The following is a 15,212-nucleotide window of genomic DNA, read 5'->3' on the forward strand; positions in this document are numbered from 1 at the left end:
TCGAGCGGAAGGCGGATTGCCCAGGCTGGTGCGCCGGCGGCATATGCGCGCTCCCTTGTCTATTCCTCTGTCACCGCTGCGGGTAGGCCGTGAAAACATAGTCTTTCGCCGCCACGATCGTGTGGCAGGCGAACCCGCACTTGGCGTCGTTCGCCTGCGGCGGCTCGTCAGATTCATTGCCGGGCCTGAACGTATTGGAGGCGGTGTCATACTCGAACTCGGCCCATCCCCATCCGCCGCTGTCCGCGAACTTCTTGCTGTCCTTCACCATGAAGTCCACGTCATGCAGGGCGCCCGGCACAAGCGGCTCGCCGGGTTCGTCCTCAGCCTTCTTCGCGTTCCAATGGATCTTCGCCATCCTGGCGCCGTCCGGGAAGGGCTTGCCATTGCCGGGAATGCCCGCCTTGTAGGCTTCGATCATCTCGGGATTGCCGAGGATCGTCTCGATCATCTTGCCATTCTGGCTAACGGCGACAGTTTGCCAGTCTTCGTATCCCCTGAACTCGGAGAAGGCGAGACCGCCCGGCACCTGCAAGGCGTACCTGTCCTGCGCCGCAAGGGCGATGCCGCCCAGCGCGGCAAGCAGCGCCACAACCGCGACAGTCGATGGGACGCTCGTGCGCTTCATTGTCATCTCCTCCCATTTCGAGCGGGTCATCACCGATGGGGATTGCGCTTGGGCGAAGAGGCTTGGCTTGTACAGGCTTGCAAACGGACGGGTCTATCGAGCACTGCCGATGATTCGGAGCGTAACGCGGAAGTCGCCTCAATCGCCAACGGGGCGCGTTCAATGATGAGCGAGAAAAATCACGTTTGGAGAGTTGTGACTATATGCTGAAAGCACTGCCGCGGCAAATGAGATGGCGCCGGGCGCGCCGGGCCGGGACCGACCCAGCAACCGCGGCGCCCCCTATCGCGATGTGCAATCCCTGTCGGCCTTCGCAGGCCCATTTCCCGCTCATCTTCGACGTTCTTCCAAGTCCGGCCGCGGCGCGCCGATGCGTTCGTTCGCCTCGCGATTGCGGGGAGAGGCGCAGCCCGTCTCACAACGGGCTGAAGGGCGCCGCGTTACTCCTCGACGTGCGGCTGCTTGTCCTCGACGCTCGACTCCTCGTCCTCGACGGGCGGCTGCTTGTCCTCGACGCGCGGCTCCTTGGGCTTGCCGAACACCGCATTGACGTCGATGCGCTCCTCGACCGGCTTCGGCTTCGGCGCGCCGAACACTTCGAGCTGGCTCGAAGGGGCCGGCTGGACGGGCTTGGCCGTGGTGATCTCGGCCGAGACCAGGGTCTGACCGCCGGGCTCCTCGACTTTCGGCCGATCCTTGGCGGCGCGGTTGACCTCGAAATCGAGGTCGATCTGCGAGCACAAGCCGAGCGTCACCGGGTCCATCGGCTGCAGATTGGCGGAGTTCCAGTGGGTACGCTCGCGGATCGCCTGGAGCGTGTGCTTGGTCGTGCCGACGAGGCGCATGATCTGCGCGTCCTTCAACTCGCCGTGGTTGCGCAACAGCCACAGCACGGCGTTCGGCCGGTCCTGCCGGCGCGACAGCGGCGTGTAGCGCGCGCCGCGCGGCTTCTTGAACTCCGGCGTGCGGACCTTCGAGACGGACAGGTGCAGACGGTAGTCCGAATCGCCCTCGGCCTTGGCGATCTCCTCGCGGCTGAGCTGGCCGGTCGAGATCGGGTCGTAGCCCTTGATGCCGGTCGCCACCTCGCCGTCGGCGATGCCCTTGACCTCCAGCGGGTGCAGTTTGCAGAATTCCGCGATCTGGTCGAAGGTCAGGGAGGTGTTCTCGACCAGCCACACGGCGGTCGCCTTCGGCATTAGCGGCGCGTCGCTCATTGGGACTTGCTCCTTGTGGTCGTTCGGCCGCACGGCTCCGGTTGCTGCCCGGATGAGGCGCAGCCTCAAAATTCAAAACTCGGGGGGAAGGCTTCTTTATAGGCGCCGCAAGGCCAATTTGCAATCGTCGGGCCAGGCTTCGACGTCCGCCCGGAGCCAAAAGACCGCAAGACGCGCCGGCGGTCCACGCCGTGGGCATGAAGAGCGCTTGGAACCTTGCGCCGCCTTGGCAAGTTAGGTTGTACAGGAACAAGGAGAGTCCTTTTGATGAAACCCGCTTTTTGCGCAGCCGTCGCGCTGGCGTTTTTGCCGATGATGGGTCCGGCTCCGGCCGAAGCCAGAGGCTGCCTCAAAGGCGCGGTGGTCGGCGGCGTCGCCGGCCATTACGCCGGCCATCATGGCGTCATCGGGGCGATCGGCGGCTGCATCGTCGGGCGCCACATGGCTAACGAGAAAGACAAGGAACAGCAGGGGGCGGCGGCGCAGAACCCGCATCCGGCGCCACAGCCGAACCCCCAGTAAGACTGTCCTTCACGCCTTGTTGTTAAGCGCCGGCTCGGATTTCGGATCGAGCGGCCAGCGCGGCCGGGCGGAGACGTCGAGCCCATCGACGCGTCCGAGACGCAAACGCTCGATTCCCGCCCAGGCGATCATGGCGCCGTTGTCGGTGCACAGGTTTTGCGGCGGCGCGACCATCGGCAGGCCGGCCTCAGCGCACAGCCGCTCGAGTGCGGCGCGGATCTCCATGTTGGCGCCGACGCCGCCAGCGACCACCACCGCCCGGGGCGCCGCGCCGAGGTTCTCGCGGAATCGCTTGAGGCCGACCCGCATCCGGTCCTCCACCACGTCGACCACCGCCGCCTGGAAGGATGCGCAGAGGTCGGCGACGTCCTGGGGGCCTAAGGGGGCGGCCTGCTCGGCGGCGAACCGGACCGCCGTCTTCAGGCCCGAGAGGGAGAAATCGGCGTTGGGCCGGCCCATCAGCGGGCGCGGCAACGCGAAACGCTCGGGATCGCCGGTTTTCGCCGCCTGCTCGACCGCCGGTCCGCCGGGATAAGAGAGGCCGAGCATCTTCGCCGTCTTGTCGAACGCCTCGCCAATGGCGTCATCCAGGGTCGCGCCGAGGCGGTCGTAGTCGCCCACGCCCTTGACCGCGAGGATCTGGGTATGGCCCCCCGAAGCCAGCAGAATAAGATACGGGAAGGCGACTCCTGGCGTCAGGCGCGCGGTCAGGGCGTGGGCCTCGAGGTGATTGACCGCAATCAGCGGCTTGCCGGTTGCGAGCGCGACGCCCTTGCCGGCCATCAGGCCGACGAGGACGCCGCCGATCAGGCCCGGCCCGGCCGCCGCCGCGACGCCGTCGAGGTCCTTGGCCGCGACCCCCGCCTTGGCGAGCGCGCGGGCGATCAGCATGTCGACGATCTCGACGTGTGCGCGCGCCGCAATTTCCGGCACGACGCCGCCGTAGGCCGCGTGGGCGGCGATCTGGCTCATCACCTCGTCGGCGAGGATTTCGCCTGCGCCTTCGGGGGTCAGCCGCACGACAGCAGCCGCCGTCTCGTCACAGGTCGTCTCGATGCCCAGAACCCGCATTGGTTTTCCCGATCTCCTTGAGCCCGAAAAAATCTGCTCGCCAATCCCGCCCTTAGCCTGAACCGCGCGGGGAGTGAACCGGCGGCTATTCACGCCCTTGAATAGGCGGCGATTCGCCGCCTGTCCGGTGGCCGTTCGCCGTGCTATCGCAAGGATATCTGGAGGCGCCTCACAATGAGCCCGATCGGGCGAAGCGAGATTCGAGTCGTTATTCAACCGAGCCAGGCGTCCGCGGCTCCGGCCGAGGCGATCCCGGCCGTTTTCTTCAAGAGGGTGTTCGACGCCGTGCTGGCTGCGCTGATCGCGGCCGACCGCGAGATCCACGCCAAGGCCGCCTCGAGCGAGTTTCTGGTCTCCCATCTGTCCGCGGGCGCTTGCGAATTCGGCATCGTCGAAAAGATCCGGGCGACCGCTCCGAGCGCGTCGGCGATCGCGCTGTTCCGGCGCTGCGCCGGCCGGGTCTACCGCAGCGACTATCAGATCCTGCTGCAATATCAGCGCCTGATGCGCGCGTTTCAGCGCATCGTCGCCGCCCTCGATCCTGGCTACGTCGTGCTCGTCCGCTTCCACGACACCGAATTGCCGCTCGACGAGTTCTTTCGCCGGCAGGTCGATCGCGTCGGTCTGCGCAACGACGTGCGGCCCCTGACGGACATGTGGTTCTCCGGCAGCGTGATCACCTCGTTTGACGGCCGGCTCGAAGCCATCGACTATCGCGGAGCGCTCTGGAAAGGCCGACTGACCCTCGCCGGCGGCGAAACGCAGATCGACTGCGTGTTCGACAAGGCCATGGGAGAGGACGCGTTGAACCCGTTCGGAAACAAGGACGTTTCCATCACCGGACGAGCGATTTTCACCGGGGACAGCCAGCTCCCCGAGCGGGTCGAGATCATGACGATCGAGCAACAGCCGCGGGCGACCGTGGCGATCGACCTCCGGGGCGCTCTCGCTCCGGCTGCGGTCGGAGATTGGGAAGATGGACTTGATCATCTCCACCAGCGATAAACATTTTTTGCACATGAATGTGCTGTTGCGACACGCGAGCGGACGCTCGGGCGAAGCGGAGTCGGACATCGAAACGATCCTGACCGAAGCCGCGACAGGGAAGCGCCGCATCTGGGCCAACAGCATTCTGTTTGCCGAGCTGAGACCGTCGGCCTTCGTTGGCGGGCGTTTTTCGGGGCTGGCCGACTTCACGCGCTACCTCCGGTCCATCGCAACCTTCGTGACGCCTGACCCGAATACGATGCTGCGCGCGGCGCGGCTGCGCGACGTGAAATGGCAGCGGCCTGCGGCCTCACGCCATCCGGACGAGCAGCCGCGGTTCCTGTCGCTGATCGACGCGATCCAGCTCGCGTCGGCCCTGTGGGTCAAGGAAGCAGCCGGCGTTGCCGACCTCGAGTTTCTCGCTTTCGAGGACTTCGGTCCGGAAGGCGCGGGCCGCGGCGGCTGGCTTTCGCTTCTGCGCTTGCAAGACTATGCGGACGAATCTCCGATCGATACCGACGTGCTGGCCGCGGTGCGTCTGCCGCGCGCCGAACCGGTGCTGCGATCGCGCGAATTGCCGCAGTCCGCCGCTCCCGTCGGCTAATCCCGGCTTCGCCCACCGGGTCTGCCGCGTCTACCGGGCCACTCGCGCCTTCTCGAGCGCCGCCTCGATCGCGGGCGCGAGAATCGTTTCCACCGCGAAGATCGAGCCTTTTAGGCTGTAATGGCCGTAATCGACCGCCAACAGGTCGTCGGGCAGCTCGCGGCCAACCCGCCGCCGGCAGCCCAACGCGCCGCATAGCTTCTCCGCCTGCGACACGTAGACGACGCCCGGGCCCCAGTCCTTGCCGGCCAGGATTCTGTCGGTCTCGAGCGAATCCGAACGGACGCCGACCCGGGAGAACTCCGGCGCCGCGCCGGTTTCGAGGAGGTCGCGCCCGACGAGGATCGGCAGCGCCGGCGCCCAGGTCGGCACCTCGCCGGCAATCACGATCGAGCGGATTCCGTCGTCGTGCAGCCTGCGGGCACCCGCGGCGAAAGCGTCGAGAAAGCCGGGATAGCGCCAGTTCGCCTCGTGATCGTACTGGGAAAAGTAGCCGCCGACCACGAGCACGTCCGGCTTGATCTCCCGGATCCGCTTGAACACAAAGTCGTTGATTGCGCGGCATCGCGGCGTCCCGGCCACGCCCTCGTCCATGGCGACAGTCTCGACCAGGGGAACGCAGAACACGGCCGCCAGCGCCATCACGTTGGCGCGGTCGCCGAACGCCCGGTCCAAGCCGGCAAACAGATGCGCGGCATGCGAGTCGCCGACGACGAGAATGCTCGGCTTCGCCGGATCCTCGGCGACGCCGCAGTGACGGTCGTCGAAGAAGCGCGCGGCGCGCCGGCGCTCCTCCTCGAGCGGATAGGCGCGGTCGTCGCGCTGATAGAAGCACGACATCAGGCGTTCGCCCTGAGCGCCGTTGACGCTGAAGTCGAAGACTTGCGTGACGAGCGGCGGAAACCGGCCGGGAAAACCCTTCGAATCGTAGGTCACCCGTCCGACGATTCCGGTCGCGGCCAGGGCGGCGACGAGCCAGAGCGCGAGCGCGTAAGGGCGGCGCCGGAAAAGCGCCGCCGCCGGCTTTTCGACGAAGCGATAGGTGAGGGCGGCCAGCGCGACCGCCGCGGCGGCGAGCGCGAACAGCACCCCGGGCGTGGGAATAACGCCGGGCCAGGTGTGGGCGAAGGCGATGAGCGGCCAGTGCCACAGATAAAGCGGATAGGAGATCAAGCCGAAGAAGCCAGCGACCCGGTTGCCGAGCGCGACCTCGCCGATGATCGACCGGGGGCTCGCGATCACCAGAGCGCAACCGACAGTCGGGATCGCCGCGCGCCAACCCGGGAACGGCAGCGCTTCATTGAGAGTGAAGTAGCCGCAGAGGATCAGCGCGACCCCGACCGCGGCGCACAGGTTGGCCAGACCGCGCGAGTGGTGAGGCCAGGCGTTCAGCAGGAAAACCTCGCGGTAGGCGATGAGCGCCCCGAGCGCGAGCTCCCAGGCCCGCGCCCAGGGAAGATAGAAGGCGCCGATCGGATCGACAGGGGTCAGAATGACGCAATAGGCGAACGACGAGACGAAAATGGCGAGGATGACAAACGGAAGGAAATGCGGCGCGAGGCGATGCAGGGCAGCCACGAGGACCGACCAGACGAGGTAGAACTCCTCCTCGATGCTGAGCGACCAGAGGTGCAGGAGCGGCTGCGTCGCCGAATCGGGTCCGAAGTAGCCGCCGACGCCAGCCAGCCGCAGGAGCCAGAAATTGACTGTGAAATACGAATTGCCGAGCAGGCCGCCGCCGATGTCGCGGAACTGGACCGGCGCAGAGCGGAACCAGCCGACGATCCAGACCGCGGCGACCACGAGGAGCAAGGCCGGAAGGATGCGCTTGGCTCGCTTTGCGTAAAACATCGCGAGCGAGAAATGACCGACAGCGCATTCGGAAAGGATGATGCGAGAAATCAGAAAGCCGGAAATGACGAAGAACACGTCCACGCCGGCGAAGCCGCCGGGCAGCAGCGCGCGATCCGCGTGAAAAGCGACCACCCCGAGCACCGCAAGCGCCCGCAGCCCATTGATGTCTTTCCGGAAATCGAGGTCTCGCCAGCGCCTTGCGGCGGCGAGGTCTGGCGTATCGAGGGCTTTGTCCAACGCGGGTTCCGTTAGCGCTCAGCGAAGGCGTGACCGGTAAAGCCCGCCGCGCCGATCCGCAAGGCGCGCTTGCCCGGCCAGCCCGGCCGCCGATAATGCCGCCGATGCCGAATCCGGAAGTCCTGAGACCCCGCGTCGCGCTTTTCCGCGCCCGCGACGATGCGGCCGCAAGCGCCGCCCGTCTGCGCCGCCTCGGCTTTTCCGTCGCCCGGCTGCCGGTGGTCGAAGTCTTCCCGCTCGCGGGCGCGCCGAAAAGGACGCTCTACGACGCGGTCGTCGCCACTAGCGCCAGGGCCTTTCTCGCGGACGCGCCGATCGACCGGGCCTCTCCGCTTTTTGTCGTGGGCGCCCGCACGGGCCGTGCGGGCGAACGGCGCGGCTTTCGGCTTGCGGCGCCGCCGGCGCCGGACTCGCAGCGGCTGGCCGAGACGCTGAAGCTTGCGGTCCCAACCGGCGCCGTCGTTCTCTACCTCGCCGGCCGCGACCGTAAGCCGACGCTCGAAACCGCGCTCGAAATCGCGACGGCGCTGGAAGTCGTCGAGGTCTATGCGGCCGAGGCCAGGACGCGCTGGGGCCCCGCCGAAATCCGGGCGCTCGGCGCCTCGACCTTCGCCTTGCATTATTCCCGCCGCTCGGCCGCGCTCGCCGCCGGGCTTGCGGAGACGGCCGGCGTGGGCGCGCGCTTCCGAATCATGACGCATGTCTGCCTGTCGGCCGATACGGCAAAGCCGCTCGCGGCGATCGGCGCCGTCGACGTTCGCGCCGCCGCGAGGCCGAACGAGGCGGCGCTGTTTGCGACTTTGATCGAGGCCGCGTCCGTATTTCCATCCCGGGACCCGTCCCGTATATAGGGCGCGCTTAAGCTTCAGGGACACGAGAGCAATGGTCGACGGGGAAAGCCAGGAGATTGTGTCCGAGCCGGCCGGAGGCGCGCCGCCCAATCGCGACAAGCGGCCCGAGGGGGTCGTCATCGAAGGCGAAGCCGCCCCCGCCGAAGCCGCAAGGGGGGGCAAAGCCGCGAGCGCGGCCGAGGCGGAAAGCGCCTCGCGGCCCGAGGCCGATTCCCCGCCCCCGCCGAAAGCCAAGCCCCCCGGCGCCGGGCGCGCGCTCGCAGCCGGCGCGATCGGCGGCGCGATTGTGGCGGCGCTGGCCGCCGCAGGCTTTTCTCTGTTTCCCCTCAAAGCGAACCTTTCGGATGCCGACGAAAGCCGGCTCGCCGCCATGGAGACCGCGGCGAACCGCGACGACGCGGCGATCACCGGCCTCGACAAACGCGTCGGCGCGCTCGAAGGCGTGCACGCGGCGCCAGCGATCGCGGCGCTCGAGAAGCGGGTCGGTTCCCTCGAGGCGAGCCCCGCCGCTGCCGGCGTCGCCCAGCTCGACAAGCGTCTCGGCGCTCTCGAAGCCGCGAACGCCGCGGAGGGACCGAAGCTCGAAGCCGCGAGCCACACCGTCCAGGCCCTGTCCGGCGACATCAAGATCTTGCGCGCCGACATCGACGCGGCCCGGGGAGAGGTCCCGGCGCTTACGGCGCGGGTGGCGAAGCTGGAAACCGGCGCCTCGTCCGCCGATCTTTCCGCCCTCGCGGGCCGGGTGGACAAGGTCGAAAGCGCGCTCTCCGCCCCGAAGGCCGAGACCCGCGTCGCGCCGGAAAAGCCGAAGGCCAACGACAATCCAGCCGCCGTGGCGATCGTCGCCGAGGCGGTCCGCGACAAGCTCGGTTCCGGGGCGCCCTTCGCGACCGAGCTTTCGGCGCTGACGGCGCTCGGCGTCGATCCGGCGCCACTCGCGCCGCTGAAGGCGCTGGCCGGCGGAGCGCCGACCAATCGCGCGCTCGCAGCCTCATTCGAGACCATCGAGCCCAAAATCTTCGCCGCCGTCGCCCCCACGGAGGCGGGGAGCGTCGGCGAACGGCTCCTCGCCCATCTCCGCGGACTCGTCCAGGTTCGCCATCTCGGCGAGGCGGGGGGCGACGATCCGCAGGCGCTCGCCTCGCAAATCCTCGCGAACCTTCAGCGCGGCGACCTCGACGGCGCGCTCGCGGCGTTTGCCAGGCTCCCTGAGCCGGCGCGGCAGGCGGCCTCTGTGTTTGCGGCCGAGGCGGGGGGCAAACGGGATGCGGCGGCGGCGGCGCAGGCGATCCGCGAAGGCGCTGTGGCGCGCCTGGCCGAGAGCGCCAAGCCCTGAGGACATCTATGGAATTGCCTCGCCCTTTGGGGGCTGCGGGGCGGCGGGTTGGGAAGTCGGAGACATCATGTTTCGCCTGTTGATTCTCCTCGCTGCGGTGGCGCTCGCCGGGTGGGGGCTGATGTGGCTCGCCGACAACCCCGGCGTGGTGACCCTCACGTGGCGCGGCGTCGAGTACAAACTCTCGCTGATGGTTGCGCTCGGCCTCGTCGCCGTGATCGCGATCGTCTGGTCGATCGTCTGGGGCGTGCTGCGCTTGGTTCTCCGCGTTCCCTCGCTCATGTCGCTGGCGGCGCGGGCGCGACGGCGCGAGAAGGGGCTCGACGCGGTGTCGCGCGGCCTCATCGCCGTCCATACGGGCGACGCCCGGGCGGCGGCCAAACATGCCGCCGACGCGAACCGGCTCTTGAAACACGATCCGATGACCAGGCTTTTGAGCGCTCAGGCGGCGCAGCTGACGGGCGACCGGCAGGGCGCGATCGCGGCCTACAACGCCATGCTGGAGCATCCCGACACTCACGGCCTCGGGCTGCGCGGGCTGCATCTCGAGGCGCGGCATGGCGGCGATCACGAGGCGGCGCTGCAATACGCCATACGGGCGAACGCACACTACCCCGCCGCCTGGGCTGGGCAGGCCGTGCTCGACGACCGGACGCGCCGTGGCGACTGGGGGGGCGCGCTCGCGACCGTCGATTCGAACGCCGCCGCCCGCCTCGTCGACAAACCGACGGCACAGCGCTGGCGCGCCGTGATCAAGACGGCGATGGCGGAGGAGATGAAGGAGCGCGATCCGAAGGGCGCCATGGGGCTCGCGCAGGAAGCGTGCCGCCTCGCGCCCGGCCTCGTCCCCGCCGCCGCCCTTTACGGCCGCCTCGCCGGCGCCGCCGGCGACTACCGCCGCGCGACGAAAGTCCTCGAAACCGCCTATGCGCTGACTCCGCACCCCGATCTCGCGGCGGCGTATCTGCGGGTGCGGCACGGCGACTCGACCGGCGACCGGCTGGCTCGCGCCCGCGCGCTGGTCCGCGTCGCGCCGAACGACCCCGAGTCGATGCTGACCGTCGGGCGGGCCGCGCTCGAGGCGCATGACCGCGAGGCTGCGCGGGCGGCGATCGCGCCGCTTCTCGCCTCAAACTCCCCTCAAGGGCGGCCGACCCGCCGCGTCTGCCTGTTGATGGCGGATATCGAGGAGGCGGACGGCCATCAGGGCGCCGTGCGCGAATGGCTCAGCCGCGCCGCTCGCGCTCCGCGCGACAAGGCCTGGGTCGCCGACGGCGTGATCAGCGACCGCTGGGCGCCCGTCTCGCCCTCGGGCGAGTTGGACGCCTTCGTCTGGCGCACGCCCGACGAGCGGTTCGCCGTGCTCGCCGAGCCCGAGCCGATCGAACCCGAGCCGGCGCCGGAAGCGCCCATCCTGCCGCCCCGCGCCACAGCAGCCGCGCCGCCGGATGAGCCTGAGCCCGAGCCGGAGCCCCCGCCACCTTCCGAGCCCACGGCGGCTTCGGAAACGCCGCCGCCGCCCGCGGCGGAGCCACCCCGCGGCGGCCCTCCCTCGACGCCAACAACATCCGCGCCGCGGGCCGCCGTCGTCGTCGACCCGGAGAGCATGGCGCCGGACGATCCCGGCCCGGGCGAACCGGAGGCGCCGCGGCACCGATCCTGGATCTATGCAAACGATTGAGCGAGGCCGCCAAGCGGCCGTAAAGCCTTGGAGAGCGTGATGTCGTTGTCCCCCGTCGTCATCGTCGGCGCCGGCCACGCCGGCGTCCAGGCGGCGGCCAGTCTGCGCGAGGAGGGCTTCGACGGCGAAATCGTTCTCTTGTCCGACGAACGGGAGCTGCCCTACCAGCGCCCGCCGCTGTCCAAGGCGTTCCTGAAGGGCGACATGGACCTGCACGGTCTGCCGCTCCGGGCCGAGGCCTTCTACCGCGACCAGCGCATCGGTCTGAGGCTTGGCGTGCGCGCGACCCGTATCGACAGGGCGGCGCGCCGAGTGGAGCTCGCCGACGGCTCCTCGATCGGCTACGGCCACCTGATCCTGGCGACCGGCGCGCGCCAGCGGCGGCTCGACGTCCCCGGCGTCGACCTGCCCGGCGTGTTCGCCTTGCGAAGCATCGCCGACGCGACGGCGCTGCGCCAACGCATCGCGGCGGGCCTCCGGGTCGTGGTGATCGGAGCGGGCTTCATCGGGCTCGAGGTCGCGGCGACCGCCGCCAAGCTTGGCGCCGAGACGGCCGTCATCGAGATCGCCCGGCCGATGGGCCGCGCCGTGTCGCCGGTGCTGTCGGACTTCTATGCCGAGGCGCATCGGGCGTTCGGCGCCCGTCTCTTCCTCGGCGTCGGCGTCTCGGCGATCAAGGGCTCGGAGAAGGCCGAGGCGGTCGTCCTCACGGATGGCGAGGTCCTGCCGGCCGATCTCGTGCTGGTCGGGGTCGGCGTCACCGCCGAGGACACGCTCGCGCGCGAGGCCGGACTCGAATGCAAGAACGGCGTCGTCGTTGACGCGCATCTCGTGACGTCGGATCCCGCGATCTCGGCGATCGGCGACTGCGCGGCCTTCCCCAATGCGACGCTCGGCTATGTGACCCGGCTCGAATCGATCCAGAATGCGGTCGATCAGGCCAAGCGCGTCGCCGCGCGGATCGCCGGCAAGCCGGGGCCGTACAACGCGCTCGCCTGGTTCTGGAGCGACCAGGGCGACCTGAAGCTCACGATCGCCGGCCTGTCGCACGACGTCGATGAGTGGGTGGTGCGCGGCGACCCGGCGACCCGCGCCTTCTCGATCTTCGGCTTCCGGGGCGGTAAGCTGGCGGTGGTCGAGTCGGTCAACCGCGCCGGCGACCACGCCGCCGCCAAGCGCATCTTCGCAACCGGCAAGTCCCTGACCCCCGCTGAGGCCGCCGACCCCGCCTTCGACATCCGGGCGCTCGCCAAGGGGTAGGGGGCGCGATCGCTGCTGCGAGATGTTTATGGATGGGATGCGCTGAGAAGGAGCCGAAGTTTGTCGACCTGCCTCCGCGTAGTATCGGCCATCCAGAGCGCCGGCGCGTTGGCTAGGGCTGCGGCAAGCGCGGCATCTCCTCGCGGGTCGCCGAGCGCTACGAGCGCTTCGGCGCGACTCGCGGCGAGCCAGTAGCGTTCATCGTCAAAGGCCGTTCCGCCCGCGGAGGTCTTCCCAGCCAACTCGTTGATGCGGTCTTCTGTGATCTTGATCACTTCGTGACGAACGCGATCGGCGAAAACCCTGTCGGCGACACGATCATCGCCGGAGGTGAAGGAGGCCCGAAGATCGTAAAGGTACGCGAGGTTGGTGCCGGTATAGTAGTCGCCCTTGATAAGGAAACCGCGTTGGGCTGCGCGGATCGCCTCGTCGAGGTCGCGCTTGCGCTGTTCGAGCGGCACGGACTCCAATACCGCCCTCCGCTTGTGGATCGCGCTCCAAAGACCAAGGGTTTCAGGATCGGTGGTGGTCTCGACGTTTAGAGACTGCAAGAGCGACTCGGCCTTGGCGTAACCGTCGAGCGCGCTTTGGGGTCTCGCCGCTATCGCCGCTTGGTCGCCAGCCTTGTAGATCGAAAGCGCAAGGAGCTGGATGACGACCGGAGGCGGCGTCCGTTTCGAGCCGTCGGGTCCTACCGATGACTGGGCTTGATAAATACCCTCCAAAATCGACTCTGCGCCCGTCCAATCGGCGCAGTCTATCGCCTGCCGCGCAAACTTGATTCTTTCGGCATAGGTATCCGGCTGGGGCATGTTGATCTGGACGTCCGTGCCGATCGACGGCAGGTGACGCTCGAGCGTTGGCATCTGGAGGTACGGCAGCACGGTGTAGACAGGACTGTCGACCGCGTCGCCGGTTTTCAGCAGAACTGCAAGTTTCTTGAGCACGTCCTGCATCCGCAAGACTTCGCTGTAGCCGATATCTGGACCGAGGTGCTGATACCTCTGAATCACAATATGCGTGGCGTCGAAAGGCAGTGTGAAGTTGCTTTCGGCCATCACGATCGTCGCCCGCGGTCTTAGCGCGTGACGCACCCCGAGTTCAAAAACCGCATTGAGGTTGGAGGTCGACAAGTCCGCAACGACAAGATCGGCCGAAAACAGCATGTTATACATGGGGACGTCGATCATCCCGGAGTGCAAAATCTCGTCTGCTCTGACACAGTCATAGCACGCGTCCCCCATCGCAGGCTTGATGATGTTGTAGTACGTCTTGTCGAGATCGAGCTGCCGTCCGGTCGCTGGGTCGGTCTTCAGGCCGAACCCCATGATTACAAAACAGGTCGGCATGGCGGCGCCCACAATTCTACTTCCGCAGCGGAGCTTATTTGCACCGAAGCCATCCCGAAAGCAATTCCGCCGAGCCCCCTACAGCGACACCCGCGCCCGCGCGGCCAGCTCGCCCACGATCCCGCGGCGGAAGGCCAGCACGCATGCAACGAAGACGACGCCTTGGATCACCGTCACCCACTCGCCGAACTGGGCGAGGTAGTTCTGCATCGTGACGACGATCAGCGCCCCGAGGACCGGCCCGTAGAACGTGCCCATGCCGCCAACCAGCGTCATCAGCACCACCTCGCCCGACATGGCGAAGGCGACGTCGGTCAGCGACGCGTTCTGGGCGACGATCGCCTTGGTCGCCCCGGCGAGCCCGGCGAAGGCGGCCGAGAGAGTGAAGGCGGCGAGCTTGTAGAGGGTCGCGCGATAGCCGAGCGAGATCACCCGAGGCTCGTTCTCCCGGATCGCCTTCAGAATCTCGCCGAACGGCGAGTTGACGATGCGCTGGATCGCCAGAAAGCCGAACAAAAAGACGACGGCGACGAAGACGTAGAGAATCCAAAGGTTTGACAGGTCGAACAGGCCGAGCGCCTTGCCCTGCGGCACCGCCTGGATGCCGTCCTCGCCGTGGGTGAAAGGCGCCTCGACGCAGAAGAAATAGACCATCTGCGAGAAGGCGACGGTGATCATGGCGAAATAGATGCCGCTCGAGCGGATCGCGAGCGCCCCGGTGACGAGGCCGAGAACGGCCGAGGCGAGCGCGCCGAGCGCGATGGCCGTGACCGGCTCGAGGCCCCAGACTTTGGCCGCGTGGGCGCAGACGTAGCTCGCGATCCCCAAAAACATCGCGTGGCCGAGCGACAGCAGGTTGACGTAGCCGATCAGCAGGTTGAAAGCGCAGGCGAACAGCGCAAAGCACAGAGCCTGCATGATGAAGAACGGATAGGCCACGAACGGCGCGATCGCGATCAGCGCGACCAAAATGGCGAAGGCAACGATGTTCGCCTTGCGGTTGCGCTCGGTCAGGTCCGCGGCGACCGCGGGGGCTTGGACGCTCATGGTCATTCAAGCCCTTCCGAACAGGCCGGAGGGCCGGACGAGCAGCACGATCGCCATGATGACGAAGACGACGGTGTTCGAGGCTTCCGGATAGAACACCTTGGTCAGGCCCTCCACGACCCCAAGCACGAAGCCGGTGACGATCGAACCGAGAATCGAGCCCATTCCGCCGATCACCACCACCGCGAACACGACGGCGATGATGTCCGCGCCCATCCCCGGCCGAACTTGCGTGATCGGCGCGGCCAGCACGCCGGCGAACGCGGCAAGCGCGACGCCGAAGGCATAGGTCAGCGTCACCATGCGCGGCACGTTGACGCCGAAGGCCTGCACCAGGGTCGGGTTCTCGGTGGCGGCGCGCAGATAGGCCCCGAGCCGGGTGCGCTCGATCAGGAACCAGGTGCCGAAGCAGACCACGGCGGACAACGCGATCACCCAGGCGCGGTAGTTGGGCAGGAACATGAAGCCCAGATTGTGCGCGCCCGTGAGCTCGGGCGGGAGCGAGTAGGGCAGCCCCGAAGAGCCGAATTGCTGGCGGAACAGGCCTTCGACGATGAGCGCCAGCCCG

14 protein-coding genes are annotated in these 15,212 nt (G+C 67.9%); 7 read left to right on the forward strand and 7 right to left on the reverse strand.

What is annotated here, in order from left to right; all coding sequences use genetic code 11:
- Positions 1-70: 70 nt before the first annotated feature.
- Together ACLP25_RS18400 and ACLP25_RS18405 are read right to left on the reverse strand one after the other, a co-directional pair.
- Positions 71-628, reverse strand: a complete 558-nt coding sequence (locus ACLP25_RS18400) for a cytochrome P460 family protein (RefSeq protein ID WP_442470617.1) — start codon at positions 626-628, stop codon at positions 71-73.
- Between the two features lie 440 nt (positions 629-1,068).
- Positions 1,069-1,845 (reverse strand): DUF1013 domain-containing protein, encoded by a 777-nt coding sequence (locus ACLP25_RS18405; protein ID WP_442470618.1) that lies wholly within the window; start codon positions 1,843-1,845, stop codon positions 1,069-1,071.
- Between the two features lie 267 nt (positions 1,846-2,112).
- Here ACLP25_RS18405 and ACLP25_RS18410 point away from each other — a divergent pair, with 267 nt between their 5' ends.
- Positions 2,113-2,367, forward strand: coding sequence for a hypothetical protein (locus ACLP25_RS18410; protein WP_442470619.1), 255 nt, complete (start codon positions 2,113-2,115; stop codon positions 2,365-2,367).
- A gap of 9 nt (positions 2,368-2,376) precedes the next feature.
- On the opposite strand, the gene tsaD is transcribed toward ACLP25_RS18410, so the two are convergent.
- Positions 2,377-3,438, reverse strand: coding sequence for a tRNA (adenosine(37)-N6)-threonylcarbamoyltransferase complex transferase subunit TsaD (tsaD, locus tag ACLP25_RS18415; protein WP_442470620.1), 1,062 nt, complete (start codon positions 3,436-3,438; stop codon positions 2,377-2,379).
- Positions 3,439-3,612: 174 nt separating this feature from the next.
- Between tsaD and ACLP25_RS18420 the strand changes: the two genes are divergently transcribed.
- Both ACLP25_RS18420 and ACLP25_RS18425 read left to right on the forward strand, forming a co-directional pair.
- Positions 3,613-4,443 carry a hypothetical protein gene (locus tag ACLP25_RS18420; protein ID WP_442470621.1) on the forward strand — a complete coding sequence of 277 codons (831 nt, stop codon included), beginning with the start codon at positions 3,613-3,615 and terminating at the stop codon, positions 4,441-4,443.
- On the forward strand, positions 4,415-5,029 hold the full coding sequence (locus tag ACLP25_RS18425) for a hypothetical protein (RefSeq protein ID WP_442470622.1): 615 nt from the start codon (positions 4,415-4,417) through the stop codon (positions 5,027-5,029). The genes ACLP25_RS18420 and ACLP25_RS18425 overlap by 29 nt, the downstream gene beginning before the upstream one ends.
- Positions 5,030-5,059: 30 nt before the next feature.
- Here the strand turns inward: ACLP25_RS18425 and ACLP25_RS18430 are convergent, their stop codons facing one another.
- On the reverse strand, positions 5,060-7,120 hold the full coding sequence (locus tag ACLP25_RS18430) for an acyltransferase family protein (RefSeq protein WP_442470623.1): 2,061 nt from the start codon (positions 7,118-7,120) through the stop codon (positions 5,060-5,062).
- A gap of 95 nt (positions 7,121-7,215) precedes the next feature.
- On the opposite strand from ACLP25_RS18430, the gene ACLP25_RS18435 reads away from it, so the two are divergent.
- The 4 genes from ACLP25_RS18435 to ACLP25_RS18450 all read left to right on the forward strand — a co-directional run bounded on the left by ACLP25_RS18435 (position 7,216) and on the right by ACLP25_RS18450 (position 12,248).
- Entirely contained in the window at positions 7,216-7,971 is a 756-nt protein-coding gene (locus ACLP25_RS18435) for a uroporphyrinogen-III synthase (protein ID WP_442470624.1), read from the forward strand.
- Positions 7,972-8,002: 31 nt separating this feature from the next.
- Positions 8,003-9,307: a COG4223 family protein gene (locus tag ACLP25_RS18440; protein ID WP_442470625.1), complete on the forward strand. Its 1,305-nt coding sequence runs from the start codon at positions 8,003-8,005 to the stop codon at positions 9,305-9,307.
- Between the two features lie 67 nt (positions 9,308-9,374).
- Positions 9,375-10,988 carry a heme biosynthesis protein HemY gene (locus ACLP25_RS18445; protein WP_442470626.1) on the forward strand — a complete coding sequence of 538 codons (1,614 nt, stop codon included), beginning with the start codon at positions 9,375-9,377 and terminating at the stop codon, positions 10,986-10,988.
- A 39-nt stretch (positions 10,989-11,027) separates the two neighbouring features.
- A complete protein-coding gene (locus tag ACLP25_RS18450) occupies positions 11,028-12,248 on the forward strand; it encodes an NAD(P)/FAD-dependent oxidoreductase (RefSeq protein WP_442470627.1) in 1,221 nt (406 codons plus the stop codon).
- 26 nt (positions 12,249-12,274) lie between these two features.
- Here ACLP25_RS18450 and ACLP25_RS18455 read toward each other — a convergent pair whose 3' ends face one another.
- From ACLP25_RS18455 to ACLP25_RS18465, 3 genes are all read right to left on the reverse strand, one after another.
- Positions 12,275-13,597, reverse strand: coding sequence for a tetratricopeptide repeat-containing protein (locus ACLP25_RS18455; protein WP_442470628.1), 1,323 nt, complete (start codon positions 13,595-13,597; stop codon positions 12,275-12,277).
- 78 nt (positions 13,598-13,675) lie between these two features.
- A complete protein-coding gene (locus ACLP25_RS18460; protein WP_442470630.1) occupies positions 13,676-14,644 on the reverse strand; it encodes a branched-chain amino acid ABC transporter permease in 969 nt (322 codons plus the stop codon).
- 6 nt (positions 14,645-14,650) lie between these two features.
- Positions 14,651-15,212, reverse strand: a 562-nt coding sequence (locus ACLP25_RS18465) for a branched-chain amino acid ABC transporter permease (RefSeq protein WP_442470629.1), incomplete at its 5' end; no start/stop codon positions are given.

Source organism: Roseiarcus sp., from assembly GCF_052145395.1.
In the GTDB taxonomy this organism is placed as follows: domain Bacteria; phylum Pseudomonadota; class Alphaproteobacteria; order Rhizobiales; family Beijerinckiaceae; genus Roseiarcus.